The organism is Comamonas sp. 17RB (assembly GCF_030056555.1).
GTDB lineage: Bacteria > Pseudomonadota > Gammaproteobacteria > Burkholderiales > Burkholderiaceae_C > Comamonas > Comamonas terrigena.
The window spans coordinates 39950-60022 of record NZ_JASHHY010000008.1; the positions used below are offsets into that span (position 1 = coordinate 39950).

Sequence of the window (20073 nt, forward strand, 5' to 3'; positions counted from 1 at the left end):
AAAGAAGAAGGCCCACGCACATGGCAACCGAAAAAAAACTCCAGCCCATCATCATCAAGCGCGTCAAGAAAGCCGCCCACGGCGCGCATGGCGGTGCCTGGAAGATTGCCTACGCTGACTTCATGACGGCCATGATGGCCTTCTTCCTGCTGATGTGGCTGCTGGGCTCCACCGCCAAAGGCGATCTGCAGGGGATTGCGGCCTATTTCAATTCGCCGCTGAAGGTCTCGATGGCCGGCGGCGACGGCTCGGGCAACAGCTCCAGCATCATTCCCGGCGGTGGCAACGACCTGGCCAAGGTACACGGCCAGATCCGCCGCTCCGACGCGGACGAAAACAACGACCGCCGCAAGATGGACAGCACCTCGCGCCAGATCCGCGCCCAGCAGGATGCCCAGCGCATCAAATCCCTGCGCGCCAAGATCGACGCCATGATCAGCAGCAATGCCACACTGAACGAATACAAGTCGCAGATCCGTATCGACGTCACCCCCGACGGCCTGCAGATCCAGATCGTGGACGAACAGAACCGCCCCATGTTCGACATCGGCAGCGCCATCCTCAAGCCCTATATGCGCGACATCCTGCGCGAAGTGGGGACGGCCATGGGCGGGGTGGAAAACCGCATCAGCCTGGCCGGCCACACCGACGCCGCCCCTTATGGCAACGGCCAGCGGGGTTACAGCAACTGGGAACTGTCCTCCGACCGCGCCAATGCCTCGCGCCGCGAATTGGTGTCGTCCGGCATGCCTGACGACAAACTGGCCCGTGTGGTGGGTCTGGCGGCCAGCGACCTGCTGTACCCGGACCAACCGCGCGCCCCCCAGAACCGCCGCATCACCATCACCGTACTGACCCATGAGGCCGAAGAACGGCTGTTGGGCAAACATGCGGTCAAGGAACCTATTGAACCTGCCGATAAGCAGGACAATCCTGTACCGGGCACGCCATCTTTGTGACAATTTGTCGCTTAGTATGCGCACCGGCACATCATTGATAACAGAGCTATTTCGACCGAAAGGGTCCTCACGTGGCCAATCCCCTTCGCTTTTTGATCGTTGACGACTTCTCCACCATGCGCCGTATCGTGCGCAACCTGCTCAAGGAAAGCGGCTTCACCGAAGCCGATGAGGCCGAAGATGGCGTGGTAGCCCTGCACAAGCTGCGCAACAGCAAGTTCGACTTCGTGGTGACCGACATCAACATGCCCAATATGAACGGGTTCCAGTTGCTGACCGAAATCAAGGCCGATGAGAAGCTCAAGCACCTGCCGGTGCTGATGGTGACCGCCGAAGCCCGCAAGGAAGACATCGTGGCGGCCGCCCAGGGTGGCGCTGCCGGTTACATCGTCAAGCCTTTCACCAAGGCCACGCTGGAAGAAAAAGTCAATCTGGTGCTGAAAAAGATGGGGATGTAAGCCCATGGACGAAGCGCCGAATACACCTCTCCCCGGCGGTTACGACCAGGGAGATGTGCACAACAAGCTGGGTCTGCTGACCCGGCAGTTGCACGATTCGCTGCGAGAACTTGGCTATGCCGACCGTCTCCAGGGCTCCGTGGATGCCCTGCCAGACGCCCAAAGCCGCCTGACCTACATCGCCCGCCTGACCGGCGAAGCGGCGGAAAAGGTGCTGGGCATTGTGGATACGGCCAAGGACGAACACAGCCAGATCGTGGAGCAGACGCAGAAAATGCGTGAGGCCCTGGTGGCCGATCCCGTGGCGGCCGTGGCCAAAGGCCATGTGATGAACCACCTGGAAGCCATGGATGCGGCCAACGCCCGCCTGGACAGCCGCCTGACCGAAATCATGATGGCCCAGGACTTCCATGACCTGACCGGCCAGGTGATCGCCAAGGTGGTCAAGCTGACGTCCAGCCTGGAAGAGCAGCTGGTCGAGCTGCTGCTGCAGACGGCCCCCATGCACAGCGCACCGGCAGCGGCGGCGGTGCTGGCGACCGTCCCGGAAGTCGAGCCTGCTGCACCGGCTGCCGAGTTCACGGCCGACGGCCACCCGGCGCTGCAAGGCCCGGTGGTAGACCCGGACAATACCCCCAACGTGGTCACCTCCCAGTCGGAAGTGGACGACCTGCTGGCCAGCCTGGGCTTCTGAGCCGCGGCGGCACCGCCGCCCGGCTTTTCCATCCCTCGGCTGGGCTCGGCCATGCGCCCCCCCCGGCTGCGCCGCGCAGCACCGGCCCCGCTCACCCGGATGAGGGGGGCAACAGCGCGCAAAGCGCTTGTTGGGGAAGCCATCGGCAGGCCCATGCCTGCCGGCGCTAGCAGACTCCAGCGGGTTTTCGGCGTCCGCTATCCGGGAATAACGCGCCCCCGACCCCGCTTTTCACGGCATCGCCGCAGACCCCGCTGCGGACAATGGCATGGACATTCCCCCATGCCGCCATGGAATCCAGCCAAGACAAAAACCTACCCGCTACCGAGCGAAAACTGCAGAAGACCCGCAAAGACGGTCAAGCTGCACGCTCCCGCGACCTCGGTCACCTGACGGTGATGGGCGTCGGCGCGCTGGCGGTGCTGGCAGGCGGCCCTTCCCTGGTCGGCCATATGCACGAAGCCATGGCCCGCCAGCTGTCCTTCAATGCCAGCACCATCCTGTCGCCCCAGCTGATGGTGGAACGCCTGGTGGACATCTCCATCGTCGCTCTGACGGCGGTGCTGATTCTGGGCGTGCTGATTTCGGCCGCCTCCATCATTTCCGGCGTGCTGGCCGGTGGCTGGGTGCTCAGCTTCAAACCCATCACCCCCCAGTTCAACCGCATCAACCCGCTGTCGGGCATCAAGAACCTGGTGTCCATGCAGCAGCTGGTCACGGCCGCCAAGAACGTGATGCTGACCATCGTGCTGGCCTTCGTGGGCTGGTTCTATCTGCGCTCCGGCATTCCCGAGCTGGCCACCCTGCCCCTGCAGCCCAGCCGCTCGGCCCTGTCCAAGGTGGGCGACTGGATTGCCGGCGGCATGGCCTTGATGCTGGTGGTGGTCTTCATGGTCGCCATCATCGATGTGCCGCTGCAGAACTTCCTGTTCAAGCGCCGCCTGAAGATGAGCCACCAGGAAGTCAAGCAGGAACACAAGGAATCCGAAGGCAGCCCGGAAGTGAAGGGCAAGATCCGCCAGAAGCAGCGCGAGATGGCGCACCGCGCCTCCGTCTCCCGCGTGCCCAAGGCCGACTTCGTGGTCACCAACCCCACCCACTACGCCGTGGCCCTGCGCTACGACGAAGCCACCATGGCCGCCCCCCAGGTGATCGCCATGGGCGCCGACCTGGTGGCACTGAAGATCCGCGAAGTCGCCAAGGCCCACGACATTCCAGTGCTCGAATCGCCCATGCTGGCCCGTGCGCTCTACGCCAACGCCGAACTCGACCAGGCCATCCCGTCCACGCTGTACACCGCCGTGGCCCAGGTGCTGGCCTATGTCTACCGCCTCAAGGCCTCGCTGCGCGGCGAAGCCCCGCCCCCGGGTGAACTGGTGCAACCGCCGGTCCCGCCTGAACTGGACCCGCACACCAAGCTGCGCACCGCCCCTGAATCCACCACGGAAAGCACCGCACCATGAGCACCGCAATGATCAAGAACATCCAGCAGATGGCTGGCAAGCATGGCAATGCGCTGCAAGGCATGTCGGCCCCGATTCTGGTGATTGCCATCCTGGCGCTGATGGTGTTGCCCATTCCACCCTGGCTGCTGGACACCTTCTTCACGCTGAACATCGCGATTGCGCTGATGGTGATGATGGTGGCGGCCTACATGATCAAGCCGCTGGACTTTGCGGCCTTCCCCTCGGTGCTGCTGCTGACCACCCTGATGCGCCTGTCGCTGAACGTGGCCTCCACCCGCGTGGTGCTGATGGAAGGCCACACCGGCCCCGGAGCGGCGGGTGCGGTGATCGAGGCCTTCGGTCACTTCCTGATCGGAGGCAACTTTGCTGTGGGTCTGATCGTGTTCGCCATCCTGGTGGTGATCAACTTCGTGGTGATCACCAAGGGCGCCGAGCGTATCGCCGAAGTCTCGGCCCGCTTCACCCTGGACGCCATGCCCGGCAAGCAGATGGCCGTGGATGCCGACCTGAACGCCGGCCTGATCGACGAAGCCGAAGCCAAGCGCCGCCGCGCCGAAGTGGGCGAAGAAGCCAACTTCTTCGGCTCCATGGACGGTGCCTCCAAGTTTGTGCGCGGTGATGCCGTGGCCGGTATCCTGATTCTGGTGATCAACATCATCGGCGGCTTCATCATCGGCATGGCCCAGCACGGCCTGTCGGCGGGTGACGCAGCCAACAGCTACATCCTGCTGGCCGTCGGTGACGCGCTGGTCGCCCAGATTCCCGGCCTGCTGATTTCCGTGGCCTCGGCGATGGTGATCTCCCGCGTCGGCAAGGACGGCGACACCGGCAAGCAGATTGCCACCCAGATGTTTGCCTCGCCCCGTGCGCTGGGCATCACCGCCGCCATCCTGATCCTGCTGGGTCTGATCCCCAACATGCCCCACGTCGTGTTCCTGGCCATGGGTTCGGCTTTCGGCTACGCCGCCTGGCTGGCCCACCGCAAGCAACAGCAAAAGACCGAACAGGCAGCCGGTGCCACCCAGAAGCAGGCCGCCGTGGCCGCCACCCAGCAAGACAGCGAAGCCACCTGGGACGATCTGCAGCCCGTGGACCTGCTGGGCCTGGAGCTGGGCTACCGTCTGATTGCGCTGGTGGACAAGAACCGCCAGGGCGACCTGCTGACCCGCATCAAGGGCGTGCGCCGCAAGTTTGCCCAGGAAGTGGGCTTCCTGCCCCCGGCCGTGCATGTGCGCGACAACCTGGAGCTCAAGCCCAGCGCCTACCGCATCACCCTGCGTGGCGTGATGGTGGGCGAAGGCGAAGCCTTCCCCGGCATGTACCTGGCCATCAACCCGGGCGGCATCAGCACGCCGCTGATCGGCACCCCCACCACCGACCCCGCTTTCGGACTGCCAGCCCACTGGATCGATGAGCGCCAGAAGGAAGCGGCGCAAATGGCCGGTTTTACCGTCGTTGATTCGGAAACCGTGATGGCGACGCATTTGTCACACTTGATGCAAGTCCAGGCTTCCAAGCTGCTCAGCCGCACTGAGGTGCAGCAGCTGGTGGAGCATGTTGCCAAGTTGGCACCCAAGCTGATCGAAGAAGTCATTCCCAAAATGGTGTCCATCACGACGTTCCAAAAAGTGCTCCAGCTGCTGCTGGAGGACTCGGTGCACATCCGTGACATCCGCACCATCATCGAAACGCTGGCCGAGCATGCTGGCTCGACCCAGGACCCCATGGAACTGGCCCGCCGCGTGCGCATCGCGCTGTCGCCGGCCATCGTCCAGCAAATTTACGGCCCGACCCGCGAACTGAACGTGATCGCCATCGAGCCCGGCCTGGAACGCCTGCTGGTCCAGGCCCTGGCCAACCCCGCAGCGCCTTCGCTGGACCCCGGCGTCGCCGACGTCCTGACCCAGCGCGCCGCCGAAGTGGCCAACCGCCAGGAAGAAATGGGCATGCCCGCCTGCCTGCTGGTTCCCGACTCCATTCGCAACACCATTGCCAAGTTGGTGCGCCGTGTCGCTCCTCGACTGCAGGTGCTCGCCCACAGCGAGATCCCCGAAACGCACACCATCCGCATTGGTCCCATTCTTAAAGGTGCATCCGCATGAACATCCAACGCTTTACCGCCCCCACCTCCCGTGAGGCCCTGGCCAAAGCGCGGGCCGTCTTTGGGGAAGGCACACTGATCCTTGCCAACCGCGCCACCTCGACCGGCGTGGAAGTCATGGCCACGTCGGAAGACGGCCTGGGCAAGCTGGACCAGGGCAACCGCACCAGCAACCGCCTGCAGGCTGCCATCCAGGCCCGCGACGCCGAAGAGACCCGCCCTCCCAAGGCGCTGCAGGCATCGGCCAAGCAATCCGTGGCGGAAGACACCGAGCAACTGAGCATGAGCACCCTGTCCTTCCAGGACTATGTGCGCGAACGCATGCTGCGCCGCCGCGGCCCCGACGCCCAGATGGAAGAAGAAGTGCCGGCACTGCCCACTTTTGCCCGCAAGAACCGCCTGGATGCCGTGCGCGACACCGCACCGCTGCCCACCACCCCCACGGTGGTCAAGCACAACCCGCTGCGCGGCATGGCGATTGAACTGCCGGTGGAGGCGCGCAAGCCCGCCCCGGCCGCCCCAGCGCTGAACACCCAGGTGATGGGCGAGCTGCAGTCCATGAAGGACCTGATTGAAGAGCGCTTCAACACCCTGTCGTGGCTGAACCAGACGCGCCAGAGCCCGCTGCACTCGAACCTGATGGTCAAGCTGATCCGCGCCGGCTACTCGCCCACGCTAGGCCGTACCCTGCTCGAGCGCATGCCCCAGAACGCCGGCCCGGCCGAAGCCCTGAAGTGGCTGATGAACGTGCTGGAACGCAATCTGCACACCGACGCCAAGCAGGCCTCCATCTACGAAACCGGTGGCGTGTTCGCCCTGGTGGGCTCCACCGGCGTGGGCAAGACCACCACGGCCGCCAAGCTGGCCGCCCTGGCGGCTCAGGTGCACGGCGCCCACAATGTCGGCCTGATCACGCTGGACACCTACCGCGTCGGCGGCCACGAACAGCTGCGTGCCTACGGCCGCATGCTGGGTGTGGTAGCCCACCTGGCCCATGACAAGGCCGCGCTGCAGGACCTGCTGAGCCTGCTGTCCGGCAAGAAGATGGTCCTGATCGACACCACCGGCGTGGCCCCGCGCGATCCGCGCAAGGACGACATCCTGGACGTGCTGGACCTGCCGGGCGTGCAACGCCTGCTGGTGGTCAACGCCGGCAGCCAGGGCGATACGCTGGACGAATCGCTGGGCGCCTTCAAGCGCAACGGCTGCAAGCAGACCATCCTGTCCAAGGTGGACGAAGCCGTGAAGCTGGGCCCGGCCCTGGACGCACTGGTGCGCCACCAGATGCAGCTGCGCGGTATCACCAACGGCCAGCGCGTGCCCGAAGACTTCGAGCGCGCCAACGCCCAGGAACTGATCGCCTCGTCCATGCGTGCCCACACCCGTTCGGCCTTCGACCCCTCGGCCCTGGATCTGGACTTCTTCTTTGCGGAATCGCCCCGCAGCGCCGGAGGCCTGCATGCTTGAGAGCAGCAGCCACCAAGGTTCCGGCCTGCAATGGCAGGCCGCCGCCAACCCGCTGCGCGTGCTGAGCGTGCTGCCCGGCGGTGATCTGGCAGGCACCCAGGCCCTGTGGAGCGCCTGCACCCACCTGCAACAACAAGGCTATCCGGTCATCGTGCTGGACGGCACCGAGCAGGAAACGGCCGATGCGCCGGGCCTGCAGGATCTGCTGCAGCCCCACAGCGGCAGCGGCTTTGGCGCACTGCCCGTGGGCACCGAAGGCGCCCACAGCGTGGCCACCCTGCCGGCCGCCCGCGGCCTGCTGCAACTGGCCCACCGTGCCCGCCAGCAAGGCTGCCGCGCCCTGGACCTGCTGCACCGCCACTTGCGCAACCATGCGCTGGTCATCATCATTGCCCCGGAACAGATCCTGAGCCCGGTGCTGCACGGTGCCAGCCAGTCCCCGCTGCTGATGGTGCCCTCCCAGGGCCGCAGCGTGCTGCGCAGCTACCGCGCACTCAAGCACATGCTGATGCACACAGGGCTGACCGCCAAGCTGGTTTCCATGTCGCCGGACACTGGGTTCGCCCGCAATCTGCAGGCCGTGGTGCAGTGCGCCATGCACCACCTGCATGTCGAGCCCCTCGTCATGCAACTGAACCCCGATAACCCCCGGCAACTGCAGCGCTGGTCGCTACAATGCTTGGAGCAAGCCGAAGCGGTAGGAATGCCGCAGCAGGCCGCCGCCCAGCCTACCGATTGGAGCCATTGACCCGATGTACACCGCCCATGGCCAGCTTGATCGTGACGCGCTGATCCGCCAGCACGCCCCGCTGGTGCGTCGTATTGCGCACCATATGATCGCCAAGCTGCCTCCGAACGTGGAACTGGACGACTTGATCCAGGTGGGCATGATCGGTCTGGCCGAAGCGCTGTCGCGCTACGAAAGTGCCCAGGGCGTGCAATTCGAGACCTTTGCCAGCCAGCGCATCCGCGGCGCCATGCTCGATGAGCTGCGCGAGAGCGACTGGATGAGCCGCAGCTCGCGCAAAGGGCAGAAAGACATCGAAGTCACCATCCGCCGCCTGGAGCAGCGGCTGGGCCGCACGCCCCGCGAGTCTGAAATCGCCGAAGCCATGGACCTGCCGCTGGACGAGTACCAAAGCCTGCTGGGCAAGGTGCGCGGCACGCAGCTGTTCTATCTGGAAGACCTGTCCCCCGGCCAAGATGACGACGAAGGCTATCTGGACCGCTATGTGGCCGACAGCAGCAGCGACCCCATGGCCATGCTGCGCGACCACCGGCTGCGCACCGCCTTGGTGCAGGCCATCGAAGGCCTGCCGGAGCGCGAGAAGTACGTGATGGGCATGTACTACGAACACGACATGAATCTCAAGGAGATTGCCGCCGTGCTGGAAGTCACCGAGTCCCGCGTCTGCCAGCTGCACAGCCAGGCCATTGCCCGCTTGCGCACCAAAATGCGCCCCCACTGAACACCCCGGCCCTTGGGAGCGCTTGCAGCCTCCCACGCCGCTAGCTGTCCCGCCTCAAAATAGACTCCAGCCATTGCACAGGCTGAAGCGGCCGCCCACAAAAAAGCCAGCGCAAGCGCTGGCTTTTGCGTTTTCAGGCGCTGGAAGCGTCAGCCGCTGATGTGATAGAGCTTGGAAACCGCCGCCCGTCCGCCTTGCGGTGCGGCCGTCGACGCCATCTCCCCGTAGGTGTGGCCATCGCGCTGCTGCGGCACCAGGACCTGGGCCTGCTGTGCCGTGATGGCGCCCATGCGCACCAGATGTTCGCGCTGCAGGGCCAGGGTCTGGGAGATGACCTGCATGCGCTGGCGCAATGCCGGGGTGAACTGCTCGGGCGTGAAATTCTGCGCCAGCCCGGAAAAAGCCACCATGCAGCTGCGCAAGCGCTCACTCACCACATCGGGAGCTGGCACACCTTCCTGACCGGTCAACGAGGCGGCCATCAGCTGGACCTGGCTTTCCACATGGTTCAAGGCTTCTTCAAGTTGCATAGCGCGATATTCCGTCCGTCAGAAAATGAGTGCATTGTGCGGCACCGGGCCAGAAATGCCAAAGCCCGCCGATGCAGGTCTGCCGAAGGTCGGAAGGCAGAACATGCAAGAGCGGGCCGCAGCCGCCGGTGGGCGAAGATCTCAGCGGGCGACAGGGCGCAGGAAGTCGCTGGCATCGCCCAGCAGCTTGTCGGCCACGGCGCCGGCATTCACCGAGAACGTGCCGTTGGCAATGGCTTCACGCATGGCGCGCACCTTGGCAACATCAATGTCGCCTTGGTTTTTGGCATTCACATCGAGTGAACGCGCCGAATCCGACACCGTCACCGGCACGCCGGCCGCGGCGGTCTGGGTGGTGCGCTGCAGGGCTTCACCGGCCGTACCGGCCTTTTTGTCTGCCGCGGCTTGAATCTGGGTTTGTTGCAGCTGTGCCAGCCGCTCTGCGTTTTGTCCGACCTTCATGTGTGCTCCAGTGCCCGCTTGCGGGCTTGATATCCAGTCTATCGGCGGGGTGCCGGAAAACTTGAGTGTTTCTTTTCGAAACGGCGTCCACCTACTGGTTGACGACGACTTCCCCTCTCGCATTGACCGTACCGGAGACAATCCGGCCATTATCCATGCGAACGCGTACGGCTTGCCCCTGCCCTCCGGCAGAAAGTGCCTGGCCAGACGAAGTCACTTGAAATCCTGTGCCGCCAGCCACCACTTTGACCGGCGATCCCGCCTTGAACAGCTGCGGCGCCCGGACCATGCCCTGGCGCAGGGTCTGCCCCGAACTCAGGGAGCGGGCCGCGCTTTGCCCGACCCAGTCGTCCGGCAAGGCGATCACAGCGGCCGTTTCCGCCGCCCAGTCCACCTCGGACTGCATGGCGTCCTGGGGACTCAGCACGTCCCCCAGGGTGACATTGTTGGTCAGCACCCAGGCAGGACCCCAGGCCTTGACCGTGACAGGCATGAACACATTCCACAGGCGACTGCCTTCCAGGCAGCGGATACCGATGCGGGTGCGCCCCCACAGCTTGGAGCCGTTGGGCAGATAAGGCTCCATGCGGGCGCACGGCGCCAGATTCAGGCGGGGATCCAGTCTTCCCAGCTCCACCTCCAGGCGCAAAGGCATTTCCTGCGGCGAAGCGCTGCCTTGCGCCAGCGCGTTGTTCAGCCATTGCTGGCTGACCTGCTCCACGCTCTGAGCGTGCACTGACACCGCAGCCAGCACGCACGCTGCCGCCAGCACGCCCTGCTTGCTGCAGAAAGTGGCGACAGAGACGGCAACACGGCGGGCAATGGACATCAGGAACAGGCTTTCATATCAGACAGCCCCGAACCCTTTCGAGGCGATGCCAGCAATGTAGAGCCAGATGCCTGCGCGCAAACCCTGGAACTGCAGGCCCAACCCCCAGTTCTTCGCGCTTTAGAAAAACCACCCGATTTCCATAATCAGCCCACTTCCTGCGTCCTGTCGATGCATGGATGCCATCTATTGCAAGCGAGAGGAACACATGCTCGACAAAATGACCGGCGGATTGAATTTCCACAGCAACGCACTGGTGCTGCGCGCCGAGCGTCAGCGCATGCTCTCCAGCAATATCGCCAATGCCGACACACCGGGCTACGTGGCCCGCGACTTCGACTTTGGCAAGACCCTGCGTGAGGCCACCGAACAGCCCACCGCCCAGATGCAGCAGCAGCGCGCCGGCAGCGTCAGCCACGCCCAGCACATTCCGCTGCCTGCCGCCAAGACCGGGCACAACCAGGATTCCACGCTGGGCTACTCCATCGCCTCCCAGCCCAGCATGGACAACAACACCGTGGACCTGGACCGCGAACGCGCCAACTTCGTGGACAACTCCGTGCGCTACGAAGCCACGCTGCGTTTCCTGAACGGTTCGTCCAAGACCATGCTCAGCGCCATCACCGGCCAGTAATCCACGCACCGCCAGGAATAGGAACCCACCATGTCCATGTTCTCCATCTTCAGCGTCTCGGGCAGCGCCATCAGCGCCCAGTCGCAACGCCTCAACGTCGTGGCCTCCAACCTGGCCAACGTGGATGCCGTCGCCGGCCCCAACGGCGATGTCTACAAGGCCCGCGAAGTGGTCTTCCAGACCGCCCCCATGGGCAAGGACGGCTCGGCCGGCGTCAAAGTGGTGGGCGTAGAGGAAGACAACACCCCCGGCCGCCGCGTGCACAACCCGGAGCACCCGCTGGCCGATGAACAAGGCTATGTGACCCACTCCAACGTCAATGCCGTGGACGAGATGGTCAACATGATTTCCGCTTCCCGCTCCTACCAGAACAACGTGGAAGTGATGAACACCGCCAAGACGCTGCTGCTCAAGACGCTGCAGCTGGGCCAGTAACCGCCCGCAGCACCAGAAAGTAGGACCCCATGATCAACGGCGTCAGCTCCAACAGCTCTTCTTCCTCTTCCAGCAGTTCCGGTGCGACCTCCGCGCAGGAAATGCAGGACAAGTTCCTGACCCTGCTGGTGGCCCAGCTGAAGAACCAGGACCCCACCAACCCCATGGACAACGCCCAGCTGACTTCGCAAATGGCGCAGATCAGCACGGTGAGCGGCATCGAAAAGCTCAACGACACCGTCTCCAGCGTGACCAGCCAGTTCAACCAGATGCAGATGCTGCAAGGCAGCAGCCTGATCGGTCACACCGTGCTGACCGAGGGCAATGGTCTGGCGGTGACCGAAGAAGGCCAGGCCACGGCCGCCTTCGAGCTGGCCGGCAAGGCGGCGAACGTGACCGTGACCATCTCCAACGCCTCGGGCGAGCTGGTGGACACGGTCGAGATGACCGGCCTGGATGCCGGCCGCAACTACTTCACCTGGGACGGCAGCAAATACACCGGCGACAAGTCGCAGCTGCAATACAGCGTGAAGGCCACCAACGCGGAAAGCACCGTCAAGGTCACGCCACTGACCGCCAGCAACGTCGTCGCCGCCACGGTGAGCAACGGCAAGCTGATGCTGGAGCTGGGCAGCGGTGCCACCGTCGACTACAGCGGCGTCAAGTCGGTCTTCTAAGACCGGGAATCACATCTCTTCGAGGAGCACACACCATGGGTTTTTATCACGGTCTCTCCGGCCTGAACGCCTCCAGCAAGAACCTGGACGTCATCGGCCACAACATCGCCAACAGCAACACCTCCGGCTTCAAGTCCTCGCGTGCCGAGTTCAATGAAATGGTGGCCAGCGCCATGGGCGCCGCCAGCGGCAGCAACGCCGGCATCGGCGTGAGCGTGGCCGCCGTGTCGCAGCAATTCAGCCAGGGCGTGATCGTTCCGACCAACAACGGTCTGGACATGGCCATCAATGGCGATGGCTTCTTCGTGGTCAACACCTCCAGCGGCATGGCCTACACCCGTTCCGGCAACTTCCAGCTGACCAAGAACGGCGAATTGCAGACCGTGAACGGCGACAAGGTCATGGGCTACACCGTGGACCCCCTCACCGGCCAGCGCAACAGCGTGGCCCTGACCGAACTGACCTTCCCCACCGGCGCCCCCATTCCAGCCAAGCAGACCACCAGCGTGGCGGGCATCCTGAACCTGGATGCACGCGCCAACCTGGCGGCAGGCGATGCCTCGGCCACCCCTCCCATCGAACCCACACCGCGCGCCACCTACGGCACCTCGCTGCAGGTCTATGACAGCCTGGGCGTGGCCCACCCTGCATCGGTGTACTTCGAGAAGACCGGCCCCAACAGCTGGGAGGTCTATGACAGCCTGACGGCCACCGACCCCATCGGCACGCTGACCTTCAACACCGACGGCACCCTGGCCAGCGCCACGCCGGCGCCCCCCGCAGCGGCCACCGACCCGTTCGAGCTGACCATCAACCCCACCACAGGTGCCGCCAGCCCCTTCGCGGTGAAGATGGACCTGACCAAGGCCACCCAGTTCGGCAGCGCCTGGTCCGTGGCCAAGCTGACGCAGGACGGCTATGCCTCCGGCGAACTGACCAGCGTCAACGTCTCCAAGGATGGCACGCTGATGGCGTCCTACTCCAACGGCGTCACCCGCGCCGAAGCCCAGATCGCCCTGGCCAAGTTCACCAACTCCCAGGGCCTGATCCCCGACGGCAACAACAACTGGCTTGCCTCCAATGACTCCGGCCCCGCCGTCTATGGATCGGCCGGCAGCGGCAGCTTTGGCGATATCCAGGGCAATGCGCTGGAAGAGTCCAACGTCGACCTGACGGCCGAACTGGTGAACATGATGACCGCGCAGCGCGCCTACCAGGCCAACGCCCAGACCATCAAGACCCAGGACCAGATCTTCTCGACCCTGGTCAACCTGCGCTAAGCGCAACCCGACACGCGCAACTAGGAGTTTGTAATGGACCGCATCATCTACACCACCATGACCGGTGCCAACGCCGCTGCCCAGCGGCAGGCGGTGCTGTCCAACAACCTGGCCAATGCCTCGACCACGGGCTTCCGCTCGGAAATGACCACATTCCGTTCGGTCCCCGTGCAAGGCCAGGGCTCCACCACCCGCGTGTTTGCGCTGGACGCCACGTCCGGCCACCTGCAAACCCCCGGCCCGGCCATGACCACCGGCAAGAACACCGACCTCATGGCCCGTGGCAATGCCTGGTTTGCCGTGCAGGGCATGGACGGCATGGAGGCCTACACCCGCAACGGCGCACTGGAAGTGACCGAGCAGGGCCAGTTGGTCACCGCCACCGGCCTGCCCGTGCTGTCCGATGGCGGCACGCCCATCGACATTCCCCAGAACGCCAAGCTCAACTTCGGCGCCGACGGCACCGTGGTGGCCACGCTGCCCAACCAGCCGCCCATGAGCATCGGCCGCCTCAAGATGGTCACCCCCACGGCCGACCAAGCCATCAAGCGCAGCGATGACGGTCTGTTCCGTGGTGTAGACGGCGACCTGCCCAACGACGGCAACGCCCGTCTGGTGGCCGGCACCCTGGAAGGCTCCAACGTGAACGCCGTCGAACAGATGGTGGGCATGATCGCCGCCTCGCGCCAGTTCGAGCAGCAGATCAAGATGCTGCAAACGGCCGAGAGCAATGACAAGACAGCCAGCCAGCTGCTGAGCATGAACGGCTGATCCGCGCGCAGCCCACACACCGAATACGGAAGGAACCCTTGCCATGATGAATTCCCTGTGGATTGCCAAGACCGGCATGCAGGCCCAGCAGACCAACATGGACGTGGTCTCGCACAACTTGTCCAACGTCTCGACCACCGGCTACAAGCGCCAGAGCGCCGTGTTCGAAGACCTGATCTACCAGAACCTGCGCCAGGTCGGCTCCCAGGCCGACGAGCAGAACACCCTGCCCACCGGCATGCACCTGGGCCTGGGCGTGCGCACCGTGGCCACCACCCGCAACTTCACCCAGGGCACACCGCTGGAATCCGGCAAGGACCTGGATGTGGCCATCAGTGGCGACGGTTTCTTCCAGATCCAGATGCCCGACGGCACCACGGCCTATACCCGTGACGGCACCTTCAGCAAGAACGGCACCGGCCAGCTGGTCACCGCCGGCGGCTACCCGCTGCTGGACGGCATCACGGTGCCGGCCAACGCCACCCGCCTGAGCATCAGCAAGACCGGCCTGGTGGAAGTCACGGTGTCCGGCAGCGCCACCCCCCAGCAGATCGGTCAGCTGAATACGGCATCGTTCATCAATCCCGCCGGCCTGGAGCCGCTGGGCGAGAACCTGTTCCGTGAAACCCCGGCCTCGGGCACGCCCCAGGCGGGCACCCCCGGCTCCAACAATCTGGGCACGGTGATGCAGGGCTTTCTGGAATCGTCCAATGTGAACGTGGTGGAAGAGCTGGTGGCCATGATCCAGACCCAGCGTGCCTACGAAATGAATTCCAAGGCCATCTCCACCAGTGACCAGATGCTGGCCAAGCTCTCGCAGCTCTGATTCTCAAGCTCTCTTATTAAGTGAGCTGCTTCAGCGCATCCAGCAAGGTTTTCAGGTGAAGTCCACCTTGAAAACCTTGTGGTGCTTGCTCAAGCCACTCCTGATTTTGCGAATGGAATACCTGCCATGACCACGCCCTCCCGTTTTTCGCTGCTGTCGCACCGCCCGACCTCTGGCCGCCCGCCCCTGCGCACCAGCATCTGGATCGGCGCCACCCTGGTCCTGAGCGGCTGCGCCTTCAACGATCCACCGCCGGTGGAAATGGGTCTGCCCACCCAGCCGCTGACGGCCGCCGCCATCACCGCGCCCGCCCCGTCTGCGACCACGACCGGCAGCCTGTTCCAGAGCAACCGCTACCGCCCGCCGTTTGAAAACCGCAAGGCCCGCCTGGTGGGCGATATCGTGACCATTGCCATCACGGAAAAGGTCACCGCCAGCCAGAAGCAGTCGTCCAGCGTCAACCGCAGCAACGAGATGAACTCCAGCGTCAGCGCCATTCCGTTCATGAAGCCCGGCGCCAGCATCCTGGGCAAGCTCGGCGCCGGCATGGAAAGCGACAACAAGTTCTCCGGCGCCGGCGGCACCGAAAGCGCCAACGCCTTCACCGGCTCCATCACCACCACCGTCATCGATGTGCTGCCCAACGGCCACCTGATCGTGGCGGGCGAGAAGCAGATCGGCGTGAACCACAACGTCGATGTGCTGCGTTTCACCGGCACCGTGGACCCCTATATGCTGCAGCCCAACAGCGTGATTGCCTCCACCCAGGTGGCCAATGTGCGCGTGGAGTCGCGCAGCCGCGGCCAGCAGGGATCAGCCCAGTCAATTGGCTGGTTGTCCTCGTTCTTTTTGAACTTTATGCCGTTCTGATCCTCTCCAGAATTGGGCAGTATGAAAGTACTGTCCACACTTCCCAAGTTCCGCACAGCTCACGGCATTTTCCTGCTCGCTGCCTTGTGCGGCAGCATGCTGGCACCGCCCGCACAGGCCGTGCGCATCAAGGAAGTGGCTGCCGTGCAAGGCGTACGCAGCAACCAGTTGACCGGTTATGGCCTGGTGGTCGGCCTCGATGGCACGGGCGACCAGACCACGCAGATGCCCTACACCACGCAGACGCTGGCGAACTATCTGCAGCAAATGGGCATCACGCTGCCGGCGACTGCCAACATGAACAGTCTGCAGCTCAAGAACGTGGCGGCCGTGATCGTCACCGCCGAGCTCCCCCCCTTCTCCCAGCCCGGTCAGCAGATTGACGTGGTGGTGTCCTCCATGGGCAACGCCAAGTCGCTCAAGGGCGGCACGCTGATCGTCACCCCGCTGCGCGGTGCCGACGGCGAAATCTACGCACTGGCCCAGGGCAATATGGTGGTGGGCGGTGCCGGGGCCTCCCAGGCCGGCTCCAAGGTCCAGATCAACCACCTGAGCGCCGGCCGCATTCCGCTGGGCGGCCAGGTGGAACGCGCCATCCCCACGCCGCTCAACGAAGGCAGCACCATCCGTCTGGGCCTGAACGCCTCGGATTTCCAGATGGCCAGCCAGGTCGTGAAGGCCATCAACAACCGCCACGGCGCAGGCACCGCGACAGCGCTGGACGGCCGTACCGTGGAAGTGCGCGCCCCCGAGCTGTCGGGCGCCCGGGTCAGCTTCATTGCCGACATCGAAGAGCTGACGCTGCAAAACAGCAAGCCGGCGGCCAAGGTGGTCATCAACGCCCGCACCGGCTCCATCGTGATGAACCAGGCCGTGACCCTGGGTCCCTGCGCCATTGCCCACGGCAACCTGGCCATCACCATCAATTCCACCCCCGTCATCAGCCAGCCAGGCCCGTTCTCGCAAGGCCAGACAGTGGTGGCGGAAAAAGCCTCCATCCAGGTCTCGCAAGAGCCGGGCAAGGTCATCAACATGCCCGCCTCGCCCCAGCTGTCCGACGTGGTGCGCTCCCTCAACGCCCTGGGGGCCACTCCCCAGGATCTGCTGGCCATCCTGCAGGCCATCAAGTCCGCCGGCGCACTGAACGCCGAACTGGAGGTGATATGAGCTCCCTCTCCTTCAACGCCCAGAACGCGCTGGTCAGTGACGTCCAGTCGCTCAACTCGCTCAAGACCCAGTCGAACGATCCCAAGGCCGCACGCGAAGCGGCCAAGCAGCTCGAATCGCTGTTCATGCGCGAGATGATCAAGAGCATGCGCGACGCGACCATGAAGTCGGGCCTGCTGGACAACTCGGCCACCAGCCTGGCCAACGACATGTACGACCAGCAGATGTCGGTCGCCATGTCCGGCATGCCGCGCGGCCTGAGCGATGCCATCACGGCCCAGATTTCGCGCTCCATCGGCAAGGACAACCTCGCCGCCGCCAATGTGACCGGCGAGCTGTCCAGCCTGCTGGGTGATGACAACGCCCTGGCGCAGCGCAACTTCAGCATGACGTCCACCCTCAGCTTTGCCAGCCAGAGCCGGGCCGCCACCAGCCTGAGCAGCAGCAGCTGGAGCAAGGGCAGCACCCCGGCGGTGGACGCCTATGCACCGCCCCCCAAGGGACGCGACAGCTTTGTCCAGGCGCACCTGCCCTCCGCGCAGCGCGTGGCCCAGGAAAGCGGCATTCCCGCCAGCTTCATGGTGGGCCAGGCCGGCCATGAAACCGGCTGGGGCAAGAGCGCCATCCGCAATGCCGACGGCAGCAACTCCTTCAACCTGTTCGGCATCAAGGCCGGCAAGGGCTGGAACGGCAAGGTGGCCGAAGTCACCACCACCGAATACATCGACGGCGTGCCCCGCAAGGTCAAGGCCAAGTTCCGCGCCTACGACTCGTATGAAGAGTCGTTCCGTGACTACGCCCGCCTGATCACCGAGAACCCGCGCTACGAACAGGCCCAGAACGTGGCCAGCGCCGGCTCGGCCAATGCCTACGCCAAGGCCCTGCAGCAAGCGGGCTACGCCACCGATCCCCAATACGCCAACAAGCTGACCCGCGCCATCGAAAGTGCCGTGGCCGTGCAGCGCAGCAACCAAGCTTAAGGAAGCGCCAACATGAGCTTACTGAATGTCGGAGTCTCGGCCCTGACGGCCAACCAGGCTGCCCTGCAGACCATCGGCCACAATATTGCCAACGTCAACACGCCGGGGTATTCGCGCCAGACCGTGGCGCTGCAGACCGTCGCCGGCCAGAACCGGGGCAACGGCTACATCGGCAACGGGGTGTCCGTCGCTACGGTGATGCGCAACTACAGCGAGCTGCTGAACAAGCAATCCAACGCGGCCAACGCCGCCAGCGCCGCCGATGCCGCACGCTCCCAGTCGCTGACGCAGATGCAGGACGTCTACGCCGGTGGTGACGCAGGCCTGGGTGCCGCCATCACCAACATGATGAATGCGTTTGCCGACCTGGAAACCTCGCCGACCGACTCCACAGCGCGCAATGTGGTGCTCACCCGCATGTCCGAGCTGGCATCGCGCTTTCGCGCCTCGTCCACGGCGCTGGAAGAGCAGGACTACGTCACCAAGCAGCAGATCGGTAACGATGTGACCGTGGTCAACAGCCTGGCCACCCAGGTGGCCACGCTCAACACCCAGATCAGCCGCGCCCTGGCCGCCGGCCACAGCCCCAACGACCTGCTGGACCAACGCGACCAGGTGGTCCGCGAGATCAACCAGTACGTCAAGACCACCCAGGTGGCGGCCGATGACGGCAGCATCAACCTGTTCGTGGGCGGCAGCCAGGCCCTGGTGCTGGGCGCCAGCGCCGCGCAGCTGAGCGTCAGCGAATCCACCAACTACCCCGGCAGCGGCAAGCTGTCGCTGTACTTCAGCCAGCCCAATGGCGAGAAGGTGGAACTGACGGCGGGCATGGTGGCGGGCGGCGAGATTGCGGGCCTGCTCAAGTTCAACAACGAAGACCTGGTCGAAGGGCGCAACCTGATGGGCCGCCTGGCGCTGTCCATCGGGACCGAGCTGAACAAGCAGAACCAGCTGGGCCTGACGCTCAGCGGCGTGCCCGGCACCGAATTGTTTGCCCTGCCCACCAGCATGCCGGGCTACAGCAACATCCCCGGCTACGACCTGGGAACGCCCTCGGCCTCGGTCGCGTTCACCGACACCCATGCCCTGGTGGCCTCGGACTACAAAATCGTGTTCGGTGCCAGCCACCCGACCGACACCAAGATCGTGCGCCTGTCGGACGGCAAGACCCGCGCCCTGACCGACCCTGCACTCGGCTATGCCGCCGGCCCCACCGCCGGCTCGTCCACCTTCACGGTCGACGGCCTGACCTTCTCGCTGGATGCCGATGCCAACTCGGGAGCACAAGGCCAGAGCATTCTGTTCAAGCCCTTCAGCTCCGCCGCCAGCGACATCAAGGCCCTGGTCTACACGCCCGACGATCTGGCCGTGTCCAACCCGGTGTCGGCGGCCATCAGCCAGGACAACCAGGGCACCTTGCAGCTGCTGCAGCTCAAGTCCACGGGCACGGGTGTGCCGCCCATCGGCACCCCGGTGGCCATCACCTTCACCGTCGATCCCGGCACGGGCGCCATCACCTACGACTACCCCGGCAACCTGTCGGGCCCCCAGCCCTACCAATCGGGCAAGCCCATCAACATCGACGGCTGGCAAATCACGCTGAACGGCACGCCCAAGACCGGCGACACCGTGCAGGTGAGCAATGCCCTGGAACCCGCGCTGGGCGACGCCTGGAAGCGCAACTCCGGCAACGCCACGGCCTTCCTGGACCTGCGCGATGCCAAGATCTTCGACAACGGCACCACGCTGACCGACGGCTTCTCCTCGGCCATGGCCGTGGTCGGCACCCGCACCCAAAGCGCCCAGTACGCCGCCGAGCTGTCGGCCAATGTGGCGGCCAGCCTGGAAAACGAACGCACCGCGGTCTCCGGCGTGAACCAGGACGAGGAAGCGGCCCGCCTGCTGCAGTTCCAGCAGGCCTACCAGGCGTCGGCCAAGGTGATCCAGATCGCCCAAAGCCTTTTTGACAGCGTGCTCAACGCCGTCAACAACTGATTC

At 64.6% G+C, this 20073-nt stretch carries 21 protein-coding genes; 18 read left to right on the top strand and 3 right to left on the bottom strand.

The features are described 5' to 3' along the window. The first annotated feature begins 20 nt into the window (after positions 1-20). From motB to QM470_RS14855, 8 genes are all read left to right on the top strand, one after another. Entirely contained in the window at positions 21-959 is a 939-nt protein-coding gene (gene motB / locus QM470_RS14820) for a flagellar motor protein MotB (protein WP_066541732.1), read from the top strand. A gap of 71 nt (positions 960-1030) precedes the next feature. Next, a complete protein-coding gene (gene cheY / locus QM470_RS14825; protein WP_066541731.1) occupies positions 1031-1417 on the top strand; it encodes a chemotaxis response regulator CheY in 387 nt (128 codons plus the stop codon). A 4-nt stretch (positions 1418-1421) separates the two neighbouring features. Next, on the top strand, positions 1422-2111 hold the full coding sequence (locus QM470_RS14830) for a protein phosphatase CheZ (RefSeq protein ID WP_283339798.1): 690 nt from the start codon (positions 1422-1424) through the stop codon (positions 2109-2111). 290 nt (positions 2112-2401) lie between these two features. After that, on the top strand, positions 2402-3574 hold the full coding sequence (flhB, locus tag QM470_RS14835) for a flagellar biosynthesis protein FlhB (protein ID WP_283339799.1): 1173 nt from the start codon (positions 2402-2404) through the stop codon (positions 3572-3574). Further along, complete coding sequence (flhA, locus tag QM470_RS14840; protein ID WP_283339800.1) at positions 3571-5679, top strand: flagellar biosynthesis protein FlhA; 2109 nt, start codon at positions 3571-3573, stop codon at positions 5677-5679. The genes flhB and flhA overlap by 4 nt, the downstream gene beginning before the upstream one ends. Continuing rightward, positions 5676-7145, top strand: a complete 1470-nt coding sequence (gene flhF / locus QM470_RS14845) for a flagellar biosynthesis GTPase FlhF (RefSeq protein WP_218333445.1) — start codon at positions 5676-5678, stop codon at positions 7143-7145. The genes flhA and flhF overlap by 4 nt, the downstream gene beginning before the upstream one ends. Then, on the top strand, positions 7138-7893 hold the full coding sequence (locus QM470_RS14850; RefSeq protein ID WP_066541724.1) for a hypothetical protein: 756 nt from the start codon (positions 7138-7140) through the stop codon (positions 7891-7893). Before flhF ends, QM470_RS14850 begins: the two co-directional genes overlap by 8 nt. Positions 7894-7897: 4 nt before the next feature. Continuing rightward, a complete protein-coding gene (locus tag QM470_RS14855; RefSeq protein ID WP_066541721.1) occupies positions 7898-8614 on the top strand; it encodes an RNA polymerase sigma factor FliA in 717 nt (238 codons plus the stop codon). Between the two features lie 149 nt (positions 8615-8763). Here QM470_RS14855 and QM470_RS14860 read toward each other — a convergent pair whose 3' ends face one another. From QM470_RS14860 to flgA, 3 genes are all read right to left on the bottom strand, one after another. Further along, a complete protein-coding gene (locus tag QM470_RS14860) occupies positions 8764-9144 on the bottom strand; it encodes a hypothetical protein (RefSeq protein WP_066541719.1) in 381 nt (126 codons plus the stop codon). A gap of 141 nt (positions 9145-9285) precedes the next feature. Beyond that, positions 9286-9606: a flagellar biosynthesis anti-sigma factor FlgM gene (gene flgM / locus QM470_RS14865; protein WP_280012792.1), complete on the bottom strand. Its 321-nt coding sequence runs from the start codon at positions 9604-9606 to the stop codon at positions 9286-9288. Between the two features lie 91 nt (positions 9607-9697). After that, positions 9698-10435 carry a flagellar basal body P-ring formation chaperone FlgA gene (gene flgA / locus QM470_RS14870; protein WP_283339803.1) on the bottom strand — a complete coding sequence of 246 codons (738 nt, stop codon included), beginning with the start codon at positions 10433-10435 and terminating at the stop codon, positions 9698-9700. Between the two features lie 208 nt (positions 10436-10643). Between flgA and flgB the strand changes: the two genes are divergently transcribed. The 10 genes from flgB to flgK all read left to right on the top strand — a co-directional run bounded on the left by flgB (position 10644) and on the right by flgK (position 20070). Continuing rightward, the gene (gene flgB / locus QM470_RS14875; RefSeq protein ID WP_066541818.1) at positions 10644-11069 is read left to right on the top strand and encodes a flagellar basal body rod protein FlgB; all 426 of its coding nucleotides are present in this window, start codon (positions 10644-10646) and stop codon (positions 11067-11069) included. A gap of 30 nt (positions 11070-11099) precedes the next feature. Next, positions 11100-11504, top strand: coding sequence for a flagellar basal body rod protein FlgC (flgC, locus tag QM470_RS14880; RefSeq protein ID WP_066541713.1), 405 nt, complete (start codon positions 11100-11102; stop codon positions 11502-11504). Between the two features lie 29 nt (positions 11505-11533). Beyond that, the gene (locus QM470_RS14885; RefSeq protein WP_280012796.1) at positions 11534-12181 is read left to right on the top strand and encodes a flagellar hook assembly protein FlgD; all 648 of its coding nucleotides are present in this window, start codon (positions 11534-11536) and stop codon (positions 12179-12181) included. A 35-nt stretch (positions 12182-12216) separates the two neighbouring features. Continuing rightward, on the top strand, positions 12217-13461 hold the full coding sequence (gene flgE / locus QM470_RS14890) for a flagellar hook protein FlgE (RefSeq protein ID WP_283339804.1): 1245 nt from the start codon (positions 12217-12219) through the stop codon (positions 13459-13461). A gap of 33 nt (positions 13462-13494) precedes the next feature. Further along, positions 13495-14232, top strand: a complete 738-nt coding sequence (flgF, locus tag QM470_RS14895; protein ID WP_280012800.1) for a flagellar basal-body rod protein FlgF — start codon at positions 13495-13497, stop codon at positions 14230-14232. 43 nt (positions 14233-14275) lie between these two features. After that, positions 14276-15058 (top strand): flagellar basal-body rod protein FlgG, encoded by a 783-nt coding sequence (gene flgG / locus QM470_RS14900; protein WP_066541708.1) that lies wholly within the window; start codon positions 14276-14278, stop codon positions 15056-15058. A 126-nt stretch (positions 15059-15184) separates the two neighbouring features. Then, on the top strand, positions 15185-15928 hold the full coding sequence (locus tag QM470_RS14905) for a flagellar basal body L-ring protein FlgH (RefSeq protein WP_283339805.1): 744 nt from the start codon (positions 15185-15187) through the stop codon (positions 15926-15928). Positions 15929-15949: 21 nt separating this feature from the next. Beyond that, entirely contained in the window at positions 15950-17095 is a 1146-nt protein-coding gene (locus tag QM470_RS14910) for a flagellar basal body P-ring protein FlgI (protein ID WP_066541706.1), read from the top strand. Then, a complete protein-coding gene (gene flgJ, locus QM470_RS14915; protein WP_280012804.1) occupies positions 17092-18075 on the top strand; it encodes a flagellar assembly peptidoglycan hydrolase FlgJ in 984 nt (327 codons plus the stop codon). The genes QM470_RS14910 and flgJ overlap by 4 nt, the downstream gene beginning before the upstream one ends. Positions 18076-18087: 12 nt before the next feature. After that, positions 18088-20070: a flagellar hook-associated protein FlgK gene (gene flgK / locus QM470_RS14920; protein ID WP_283339807.1), complete on the top strand. Its 1983-nt coding sequence runs from the start codon at positions 18088-18090 to the stop codon at positions 20068-20070. Positions 20071-20073 lie beyond the last annotated feature (3 nt).